Source organism: Arthrobacter sp. LAPM80 (assembly GCF_046736435.1).
GTDB lineage: Bacteria > Actinomycetota > Actinomycetes > Actinomycetales > Micrococcaceae > Specibacter.
Genome location: NZ_JBCHVD010000022.1, coordinates 43490 through 53415, shown reverse-complemented (window position 1 = coordinate 53415; position 9926 = coordinate 43490). Strand labels below are relative to the sequence as shown.

General features: G+C 63.9%; 8 protein-coding genes. 5 read left to right on the top strand and 3 right to left on the bottom strand.

Translation table 11 applies throughout. The features are described 5' to 3' along the window. Window positions 1–244: 244 nt before the first annotated feature. The 3 genes from AAGW05_RS16580 to AAGW05_RS16570 are packed head-to-tail and all read left to right on the top strand — an operon-like array spanning window position 245 to window position 2649. The gene (locus AAGW05_RS16580; protein ID WP_411805665.1) at window positions 245–1042 is read left to right on the top strand and encodes a hypothetical protein; all 798 of its coding nucleotides are present in this window, start codon (window positions 245–247) and stop codon (window positions 1040–1042) included. A 16-nt stretch (window positions 1043–1058) separates the two neighbouring features. Continuing rightward, window positions 1059–1772, top strand: a complete 714-nt coding sequence (locus tag AAGW05_RS16575) for a class F sortase (protein ID WP_411805664.1) — start codon at window positions 1059–1061, stop codon at window positions 1770–1772. A gap of 40 nt (window positions 1773–1812) precedes the next feature. Continuing rightward, window positions 1813–2649 (top strand): hypothetical protein, encoded by an 837-nt coding sequence (locus AAGW05_RS16570; protein ID WP_411805663.1) that lies wholly within the window; start codon window positions 1813–1815, stop codon window positions 2647–2649. A 116-nt stretch (window positions 2650–2765) separates the two neighbouring features. Here the strand turns inward: AAGW05_RS16570 and AAGW05_RS16565 are convergent, their stop codons facing one another. Next, window positions 2766–4766: a vWA domain-containing protein gene (locus AAGW05_RS16565; protein WP_411805662.1), complete on the bottom strand. Its 2001-nt coding sequence runs from the start codon at window positions 4764–4766 to the stop codon at window positions 2766–2768. A gap of 10 nt (window positions 4767–4776) precedes the next feature. Continuing rightward, window positions 4777–6165 (bottom strand): sigma 54-interacting transcriptional regulator, encoded by a 1389-nt coding sequence (locus AAGW05_RS16560; protein WP_411805661.1) that lies wholly within the window; start codon window positions 6163–6165, stop codon window positions 4777–4779. Window positions 6166–6482: 317 nt separating this feature from the next. Between AAGW05_RS16560 and AAGW05_RS16555 the strand changes: the two genes are divergently transcribed. Continuing rightward, complete coding sequence (locus AAGW05_RS16555; protein ID WP_411805660.1) at window positions 6483–8069, top strand: protease pro-enzyme activation domain-containing protein; 1587 nt, start codon at window positions 6483–6485, stop codon at window positions 8067–8069. Window positions 8070–8575: 506 nt separating this feature from the next. Continuing rightward, window positions 8576–8773: a hypothetical protein gene (locus AAGW05_RS16550; RefSeq protein WP_411805659.1), complete on the top strand. Its 198-nt coding sequence runs from the start codon at window positions 8576–8578 to the stop codon at window positions 8771–8773. Here AAGW05_RS16550 and AAGW05_RS16545 read toward each other — a convergent pair. Further along, a complete protein-coding gene (locus AAGW05_RS16545) occupies window positions 8760–9908 on the bottom strand; it encodes an AI-2E family transporter (RefSeq protein WP_411805658.1) in 1149 nt (382 codons plus the stop codon). The genes AAGW05_RS16550 and AAGW05_RS16545 overlap by 14 nt on opposite strands. Between the last annotated feature and the right edge of the window lie 18 nt (window positions 9909–9926).

Sequence of the window (9926 nt, the reverse complement as noted above, 5' to 3'; positions counted from 1 at the left end):
AGAAAAAGGCAGCGGCAGACACGGCGCACTGACGATTGCGCGCTGACACCGGCGGCCGCCCGGGCCTACGGTTTTCAGGGTTTAGCCAAACGTTATCGAAGTTTTCAAGACAGAGCCATGGGGACAGTTCGCCCCGCACCGGAAATAAATGAAACTCTTTCCAATCCATAACGCCCTGTGCTTCGAATCACCAAGTGGACGCACCCAACGATGGACCGTCCACCCTTGTATCAGGAGGATTCTCATGCAAAAGAAATATGCTTTGCTGATTGCGCCGGTGCTCGCGCTGGCCGCATTGTCCATGTCCGGAGGGGCCGCCATGGCCGCCGACGGAGACACCACCACTTTCGAGGCGAATTTGGGGGCCATCAACGGCAGCAACGCCACGGGTTCCGTGTGGATTTCGCTCAGCGGTGACCAGGCCAAAGTGACCGAGAACGTCAGTGGCTTGGCCGCCACCTTCGACGGCAAACCCTACCCGCACGTGCAGCACATACACATCGAGGGTGCAGGCGTTTGCCCGACCCCCGCAGCCGACACCAATGGTGACGGTGTCATCAGCACCACTGAGGGCGGCCCGTCCTACGGCAAGATCGGCACCACCCTTTCCACCAGCGGTGACACAAGTGACAAGGCCGCGCTGGATTTGGCTGTTGCAGGGATGGGGGCCAGCTACTCGTATGAGCGGACCTTCACCATGAACGCGGCGACAGTTGCCTCGTTGAAGGCCGGAAAGGCCGTTGTTGTTGTCCATGGTTTGGATCCGGCAACATTGTCCGCCGCAGGCCAGGCGGCCAAGAGCGAATTGGTCCCGTCCTTGCCGTTGGCTGCAACGTCACCGGCCCTGTGCGGGACGTTGGCACTCTCCCAAATGGCTGCCATGCCAGGTGGCGCCCCCGGAACCGGCGTGACAACACAAGTGGCATCGAGCAACGCCTCGACCTCACCGGAGGTTGCCTGGTTTGCCGGCGGCGGAGCGCTGGTGCTCGCAGCCGGTGCAGTCCTGGCCGTCAACCGTCAAAAGACAGTCACAGCAAAGTAGCGGCGGTCGATTCCCCATGGTAGCCACCAGCAGCCGTCGCGGACGCCTCATGGCGTCCGCGACGGCGGCGGTGCTCCTGACATCCCTCACCTTTGGTGTTGCCGGATGCGGGTCGGCAACCGCCCCCAGTACCCCCAGCACGACGCCGGGCGCCCAGTCTGCGGGCAGCACTCAAGCTGCGCCTTCCGCACCAGCAAAAGCTGCGCCGTCGTCCGTTCCGGCACCCTCCCAGAGTGCTCCTCCGCCAGTCCAAGGCGAAATTCTTCCGGCATCGGCACCCGTGTCCTTGTCCGTCCCCGACATTGGCCTCACCACGAACTTGATCACCCTGGGCAGGGATAACAAGGGTGAAGCCGAGGTGCCTCCCGGCGAAGCGGGCTCCCCCGCCGGCTGGTACAAGTTCTCCCCAACCCCCGGAGAACTGGGCCCGTCGGTCATTTTGGGCCATGTAAACACCACCACCATTGCCGAAGGAGTGTTCTTTCGACTTCATGAGCTCAAGAAGGGCGAACAGTTTTCAGTCACCCGGGCCGATGGAACAGTAGCCAACTTTGCTGTGGACAGAAGCGAAGTTTTCAAAAAGAACGCATTTCCCACACTGGCCGTATATGGCAACACTCAACGCGCCGAGATTCGCCTCATCACCTGTGGCGGCTATGAACCGAGCACGGGTGAATTCACCGAAAATACCGTGGTCTATGGGCACCTTGTGTCCAGCCACGCCGGCTAGCGACCCGCAATGGCGCCCCAAAGCCCTGGATTGGACCACGATGAATAAGATTTTCAGCCTCACCGGAGCCCTGGCGGTCGCCGCCACACTCACGTTGTCCGGGTGCGGCATCGGGCCAGAAACCGGACCCCCTTCCAGCGCAGGATCCGTACCCTCGACGGCGTCGGGCATGGCGATGCCCGACGCCGGGTCCATGGAGTTGATGATTCACATTAAAGGCGGAAAATTCATCGATCCCAAGCCCTTGTCTGCCGGGGCCACAGTTACTGTCATGAACATGGAAGGCGCTGCCCAGACGGTCGTCTCGGATGATTCCACCAGCTTCAATGTCAGTATTCCCGCCGGCGGCATCGCGAACTTTGTGGCACCCAAAAAGCCAGGCAGCTATCCATTCCATAGCGAAACAGCGGACATGCATGGTGTTTTGACAGTGCTTTCAACACAGCCTTCACAGGCGGCCACCATGGTGTGTGCCGACGAAGCCAAAAAAAACGTCAAAGAGATCCTGGCTCTTCCCGACCTTCCCCGGACCACTGATAATTGGGACGGGACTACGTTTTCATGCACGTACCCGCTCAGCATTGGCGACTTCAGAATGACCGTGACGGAGGCGGGCAGCGAAGCCGACGCGGCGGCCCTGGCGAAGCAACTCGCCGTCACCCTCCAGGCCCACCCCATTGAGGGACTGTCCAACCTGGGCCTGCCAGGGTATGAATCTGGTGACGGTACCGTCATTTTCGTCAAGGACAACATGATGCTCCATGTTGATGCCACGGCATTCCCTGCCACCGTCGGACCCCACAAGGTCACCGCCAGCAACTTCGCCTACGAAGTGGCCACCACGATTTTAGGCTGCTGGACAGAGCACCATGGTTGATTCGCAGGGGTCCCTGGTCCCTGACCTGCCGGACATCGGCGCCGGTGAAACGGGCAGGATCCGCACCATCACCACCATCACCACCATCAAGGAGGAAGCCTAAACCTCGGTCCAGGCTAAGGCGCCCAGTCGTCGTCGTATTTTCCCTGGAAGCGTTCGCGCAGGTACTCCCCCACGACCGCTCCACCGAGATCCTCTGCGTCGGGGGCGACGACGCGACCTCCGATGCGCCTGGCGATGCCGTTGACGAAGCGCTCAAGCCCGGGGTCATCGCCCAGGCGGAAGAACGTCACCTGCGTGCCCGTCCGGCCAAGTCGGTCAAGTTCGGCGACAGTGAGGCGGATGGTTTCGGTATCTGGCGGCCAGGAGAACGACGACTCGCCGTCGGCCATCAGGTGCGCGGTTGGTTCGCCGTCGGTCACGATGAGCAGGATGTGCGCCATGGAAGGGTGTTGGCGAAAGAATCTGCCGGCTAGCAGCAGGCCATGGTGGAGGTTGGTGCCCTGTTCGTGCAGCGACGGCAACGCCGTGAGTTCGCCGATGTCCATGGTCTGCGCATAACGGCCGAACGTGACGAGTGCCAGCTGGTCGCCGCGAAAGCGGGTGGAGACCAGGTGGTGCAGGGCCAGGGCCGTGCGTTTCATCGGGACCCAGCGCCCCTCGGAGGCCATGGAGAAGGACACATCGACGAGGAGGGCGACAGCGGCCTGCGTGCGGGCCTCCGTTTCGGTGACCTCAATGTCCGCCACGGTCAGGTGCAGGCCGCTGCCGGGATCACCGCCGTCGGCCATGGTGCGGTGGATGGCGTTCGTCAGTGTCCGGGTGACGTCCCACGGCTCGGCGTCGCCAAACTGCCAGTCACGGCTGGAACCTGTCTGCTCACCGGCCGCGCCTGCGACGCGCGTGTCCCTGCCGCCCTGCCGGCCAGAGAGTTGTTTGGCGGCGTCCCTCAGCAGCGACTTGCCGAGCCGCCGCACAGCCTGTGGCGACAATCGGAGTTCCCCGTCGGAAGTGCGCCGCAGGTAGCCGCCGTCGTGCATGGCACGCTCAATTTCTGCCAAGGTACGCGCGGAGGCGGCAGCTTTCTCGCCGAGTTGGCGTGCCAGGGCGGCCAGATCCACATCGTCAAGATGCGCACCGTTGTGCAATTGGGAGAGTTGTTCGGCCAGCTCGTCGAGTTCACCGAGGTCCTGTAGGACGCCCGTGCCGTCACCAAGCCCAAGGCCCTCCTGGCCTCCGAATTTCTCCGAGCCCCTCCAGTCCTCAGCCGGACGAAGGGCCTGCAGGCTTGCGTCCAGCTGGTTGAGCTGGTCCATGAGTTCCGGCGAGCCGAAGGCCTGCGCGGACAGGCGCATCAGTTCCTCGCGCTGTTCCGCGGACATCGACTGGAACATCCGCTGGGCGGCGGCGGCGCGCCGGGCAAGGACGTCGATGAGTTCCTCCACCGATTCGGGGTTTTCGGGGAAGTATTGACCGTGCCGGGCCATGAACTGCGCAAAGTCCGCCTCGGTGTCCTCCCCGCGCCTGTGGTGCTCGAGCAGTTCGTTCAGGTCACGGAGCATTTCACCCACTGCGGCGCGGTCCTCCTCGGTTGCCCCTTCAAGCGCCTCCTTCATCCCCGCGAACCGCTGGTCAAGGACCTCGCGACCGAGCAGGTCCTTGATCCGTTCGTAGGCCTCCTTCGCCGTGCTTGATTGCCAGTCATAGGAGGCCAGCTCGTTGACGGCCGCCGCCGTGGAGGCGGGCAGGTTGTCCATCTGCATTTCCCTGAGCGCGCGCTCGTCGTTGTCCATCGTGGCGTCGCGGGCGAGCTGCTTGCGCTCCTCAAGGACTGCCGTGTCCAACAGCTTCTTCACTTCCTGGAGCGTCCCGTCGAGCCGGTGGCGCCCCAGCAGCTCACGACGGCGCTGCTGGACGCGGCCAGCCAGATCGTCAAGACCCAGCCGTTTGCCGCTGCCCCGGCGCAGGAACTCTTGCAGGGCCCGGCGGGGCGAGTAGCCGCCCATGACATCTTCGGCGATCGCGTCAAGCGCCTCGGCAAGATCGACCGGCGGGGCGAGGGGATCCGGTCCCCCGGCGTACCTGCCATAGCGCGAAGACCTGTTGTTGACACCCATGATGCCGCCTCTAGCCGTACATGATTTCCCCGGCGTCGGACTCCTTGGAGATCCGGCGGGCCAGGAAGAGGCCCTCGAGGGCAAGTTCGATGGCCGAGGCCCGTTGCCCATCGTTGCGTGCGTCAAGGCGGGCGCCGATTTTCTCGTAGAGATCGCTCCCGTCCAGTGCGGGGAGGTTCCGCAGAAATTCCTGGGCCGTGACCTCATCCCCGGTGGACACCGTCACGTGGCCGTCAAGCGCGGCCACGAGCGGGGCGAAATCCAGGCCGCGGTAGTGCACCCGCACGGCGTCGGCCATGGCCATGCGCAGCAGGTGGTCAAGGACTGCCTGCTCACGCCCCTCCTCCCCCGATTCGAATTCAAGCTTGCCGGAGAGCACCTCCATGGCCGCCGCCAGATCGACAACGCGGGCGACGGCGTCTGCCTCACCCCGCACAGTGGAGCGGCGCAGCGCGGCCGCGGCGACGGTTTCGGCGCCGGCGATGGCGAATCGGGCCGAAACCCCTGAGCCCTGGTTGATGGAGGGGGACTCCCGCAGCGACCTCGTGTAACGGGCAAGGATTTCGACGATGACGGGCGGGACATCGGCGGCAAGACGCCCTTCCTGCGCGATGATGGCGACCTCGTCGTCGAGTTCCAGGGGGTAGTGTGTACGGATCTCGGCGCCGAAACGGTCCTTCAGCGGCGTGATGATCCGGCCGCGGTTAGTGTAATCCTCGGGGTTTGCCGAGGCGACGACGAGCACGTCAAGGGGCAGCCTGAGCACGTAGCCGCGGATCTGGATGTCGCGCTCCTCCATGACATTGAGCATGGACACCTGGATCCGCTCGGCCAGGTCAGGCAGTTCGTTGATGGCCACGATGCCGCGGTTTGAGCGCGGGACCAGGCCGTAATGGATGGTTTCGGGGTCCCCAAGCCGGCGCCCCTCGGCAACCCGCATCGGGTCGACGTCGCCAATCAAGTCCGCGACGGAGGTGTCGGGTGTTGCGAGCTTCTCCACATAGCGTTCGGCACGGTGCCGCCAAACAACGGGCAGGCCGTCGGCTTCGGCCAGCACCCGCGCCCTTGACCTGTCGGTGATGGGTTCGTAGGGGTGTTCGTTCAGTTCGGACCCCTCGATTGCCGGCGTCCACTCGTCAAGCAGCCCGGCCAGGGTGCGCAGGAGTCGGGTCTTGCCCTGTCCCTGCTCACCCAGCAGCACAATGTCGTGGCCAGCAATCAAGGCACGTTCGAGTTGCGGAAGGACGGTCCGCCCGAAGCCGTAGATCCCGGGCCAAGGGTTACGGCCCGCCGCCAGCGCGGCGAGCAGGTTCTCGCGGATCTCCCGGCGCAAGTCTTTGTAGACATGGCCGCTGGCACGCAATTCACCAAGGGTTGGGATTTTGGGTCGATCGCTCACCCCTCAACCGTAAACCCGCAGACTGCCCGAATCCAGAGAGATCATCGTCCCCAACCCCTACCCGACGCCGCATAGTCGCGAATTTTCCTTACAGATCCTTCACCGGCCCCGTAGTGCTGAACTGATATTCCGGCCGCGTGTGGGCAGAAATATTGACCGTTGACATACTAAGGCCAGCCGCCGCATGCTGTGGGTGTGTATATCAGGCCAGAGCAATGGGGTTCCTTTTCCTCCGCCGTCGCGGATGTTCTGTTTCATCCCGTGAGATTGCGAGATTCTCTGTTGCGGCCCCTGAGGCGGAAAGAACGGAGATAGTTATGACCGACTCACAGAAGAAGACGCCGGATAGTGTTCAGCTGCCTGGCAGCGAACGGGCCCGGGCCCGGGCCGCCGAGGGAACTGGCGAACCCGCAGACGCCGATCAGATCATTGAGGTGACACTGATCTTGCGCCGACAGGAGCCAATTCCGGCGGAGTCGCTGGTTCGGCCTATGGCGCACGAGGACTTCGCCGCTCGGCACGGGGCGTCCTCGTCGGATTTGGACTTGGTGACGGGCACCTTGACCGATCTAGGTGCCCGGATCATCGAGTCGGATGCCGCGTCGCGGCGGGTCCGGATCTCGGGGACCGTTGATCTGCTGAGCAGGCTATTTGGGACATCCCTTGAAAACGTGACGAGTCGGGCCCCCGACGGTAATGCGACAGTCCACCGTCAACGTACCGGTTTCCTGACCGTGCCCGCTGCCCTGGACGGGGTGGTCACCGCCGTGCTGGGTCTGGATGACCGTCCCCAGGCCCGCGCGCAGTTCAAACCGGCAGCGGCCGCCCCGGTCAGCTACACGCCTCCTGAACTCGGAAAGGTCTACGGATTCCCCCCACAGACTGACGGAAGCGGGCACATTATCTCCATCCTTGAGCTCGGCGGCGGATACATAGACGCAGATCTGGCCACGTATTTTCAAGGGCTGGGCATTCCTGCTCCCTCGGTCTCAGCGGTGGGAGTGGACGGCGGCACCAACCAGCCGATCAATGATCCGAACAGCGCCGACGGAGAAGTGATGCTGGACATCGAAGTTGCGGGTGCGCTGGCGCCGAAAGCGGAAATCATCGTCTATTTCGCACCCAACACCGACGCCGGCTTCGTCGATGCCCTCAGCGCTGCCGCGCACGCCAGCCCCGCCCCGACGGCCATCAGCATCAGCTGGGGCCAGAGCGAAGACGATTGGACCCAACAGGCACTCACCGCCTTCGACCAGGCCCTGGCCGACGCCGCGGCTCTCGGGGTAACGGTCACAGCCGCCGCGGGCGACAACGGCAGCCCCGACGGCGCCACCGACGGTAAGGATCATGCGGACTTCCCGGCCTCCAGCCCCCATGCGCTGGCCTGTGGAGGGACCCGCCTCGAAGCCGATCCGGCAACCGGGACGATCACCTCAGAGACCGTCTGGAACGAGAACCCCCACTCAGCCACCGGCGGTGGCTACAGCGATAAGTTCCCGGTCCCACCGTGGCAGTCTGGCGTCGTCTCCGCCGGGAAGAACGGAAAGAAGCATCCCAAGAAGCGCGGGCGGGGCGTCCCCGATGTCAGCGGTGTCGCCGATCCACAGACCGGTTACAAGGTCCGCGTCGACGGGCAGGACCTCGTCTTCGGGGGGACCAGCGCGGTCGCCCCGCTCTGGGCCGCCCTGACGGTGAGGCTGGCACAGGCCGCGGGGCACCGTTTCGGCCTCCTGCAGCCGGCCCTTTACAACACCACAGGACCGGGAAAACCGGCGGCCGGCTTCCGCGACATCACGAACGGGAACAACGGGACTTTCCGAGCATCTGCGGGCTGGGATCCCTGCACAGGACTGGGCAGCCCCGACGGCACCGCCCTGCTCAAGCTCATCCGAGGCAGCGGCTGACACCCGAGGCCATCGGAAGCTACCTCCACGGCTCGTGGACAGGAATCCCTGAGACGCACAACTCCGAGCGAGATTACCCTGTGGCCGTCCTCGCCGGCGGCAGTCTACGACCCGGATTCGACAGCTAGTGGAAGCCGGTCGGGACCACCTATGAACACTGGTCAGGTTGCATCACCCGTCCACGGGAAAAGTCCTGCCTGGGCGGGCAATTATCCGCGCGAGGCACGGTTCAGGGCGAGGGCTTTGATGCCCGGCTCACTGGCCTTGCCGTGGATGCCCTCTATTCCCCCCCCCTCTTGGGGCGGACCCGCGAAACTGCGGAGCCGGCGGCAGTCGCCACCGGGCCAAGGGCGACGTAAAGCGGGATGCCGAGGAGAGTCCGTTGTCCAATTTCGAGCAAGGGTTGTTCCGGCGGGAACGCGCCCCTGGGTGTCGGTTCACTGCAGCGGTTCGTCGAGTGCGATGGGCGAGAGCACTATTTCACGCTGTATGCGGACAGACCCGAGATGCACCCTGCGCTGGCTCGGATCGCGCTCTTTGACTGCATCGCCCACACCACGGATCGCAAGAGCGGCCACGTAATCTTTGGCACCGGCGGCCTTGTGTGGGGAATCGCCCACGGGACGCGCTTTTCGTCCATCTCCACGCTTAGCATTGCCTTCGGTCCTGGCTCCATGCTGGAAACCGTGATCAGGACCCAATAATAACAGCGCCTGGCCCGCCTTCAGGGGCAGCGGCCGCAAGTTCCGCTGGTGGGGGTGCAGGCTCCAACCACGTCTTGATGATTGTCCACCCGACAGCGGTCAGCGGAACGGCCAGCAAGGCCCCCACCAGCCCGGCGAGGGTGGAACCGGCGGCCAAGGCGAGCAGGATGACAAGGCCGTGGATGCTCAGGACTTTGCCCATCAAGAAGGGCTGGAGCAGGTGGTGCTCGAGTTGGTTGACGCCGATGACGATCACGAGGACAACCGCTGCCGCGACTGGGCCGTTGAAGATCAGGGCAACGAGAACCGCCAAGGAACCGGCAACAGTGGCGCCGATAATGGGGATGAAACCCCCAATGAACACGAACACTCCCAGTGGCACAGCCAGGGGAATCTGCATGATGGCCAAGGCGATGCCCACGATGAGGCCGTCAATGAGCGCGATGAGGGACGTTCCCCTCAGGTATCCGCCCAGTACCACGGTGCTGCGTTCCGCGGCCGTCTCGGCCTTCTTGCCCTGGACCACGGGGAGGAAACCGAACAGGAATCCACGGATTTTTTCTCCGTCCTTGAGAAAGAAGAACAAGATGACGGCCATCAGGACGGCTCCGACCCCAATTTCACCGGCAACACGAAGTCCCACGAGTGCTTCGGTGCCGAAGGCGCTGCTCGTGATGAACTTTTGCGCCGATTCCCGGATGGAGTTGATCTGCGCGTCGGAGACCGGATACGGGCCTTTGTTCAGGAAGTTGTGGAGCTGGTCGATTCCATCGTCGGCCCGGGTGACCAGGTCCTTTGACTGGGAACGGATGAGGAAGACAACGCCCGTGACGACACCGCCGAAAACGGCCAGGATCCCGACAAACGAGGAAAGCACCGCCAGCGCCCGCGGCCAATGTTTACCTGTAAGCCAGTGGACAAGCGGGCTGATCGCCGCGGCGAGGATCAGCGCGATCATCAGGGGGATGATGACGACGGGAATCCTCGTCGCTGCCCAGACGATGACCGAGGCGAAGGCAAGGACGAGCAGTGCCTGCGCCGAGCGGATTGCGGAGCGTCCGAATCCGCCAGCCCAGATCGCTGGCAGATCGCGCATTTTTGATGTGGCACCAGCCTGGTCCGGTGTACTTCCCATGGTTCACTCTCCTTGGCG

Excerpts from the sequence above, each read along its gene's own strand:
- AAGW05_RS16550 (WP_411805659.1), top strand. The coding sequence starts at position 8,576 with ATGCACCCTGCGCTGGCTCGGATCGCGCTCTTTGACTGCATCGCCCAC.
- AAGW05_RS16555 (WP_411805660.1), top strand. The coding sequence starts at position 6,483 with ATGACCGACTCACAGAAGAAGACGCCGGATAGTGTTCAGCTGCCTGGC.
- AAGW05_RS16545 (WP_411805658.1), bottom strand. The coding sequence starts at position 9,908 with ATGGGAAGTACACCGGACCAGGCTGGTGCCACATCAAAAATGCGCGAT.
- AAGW05_RS16565 (WP_411805662.1), bottom strand. The coding sequence starts at position 4,766 with ATGGGTGTCAACAACAGGTCTTCGCGCTATGGCAGGTACGCCGGGGGA.
- AAGW05_RS16570 (WP_411805663.1), top strand. The coding sequence starts at position 1,813 with ATGAATAAGATTTTCAGCCTCACCGGAGCCCTGGCGGTCGCCGCCACA.
- AAGW05_RS16575 (WP_411805664.1), top strand. The coding sequence starts at position 1,059 with ATGGTAGCCACCAGCAGCCGTCGCGGACGCCTCATGGCGTCCGCGACG.
- AAGW05_RS16580 (WP_411805665.1), top strand. The coding sequence starts at position 245 with ATGCAAAAGAAATATGCTTTGCTGATTGCGCCGGTGCTCGCGCTGGCC.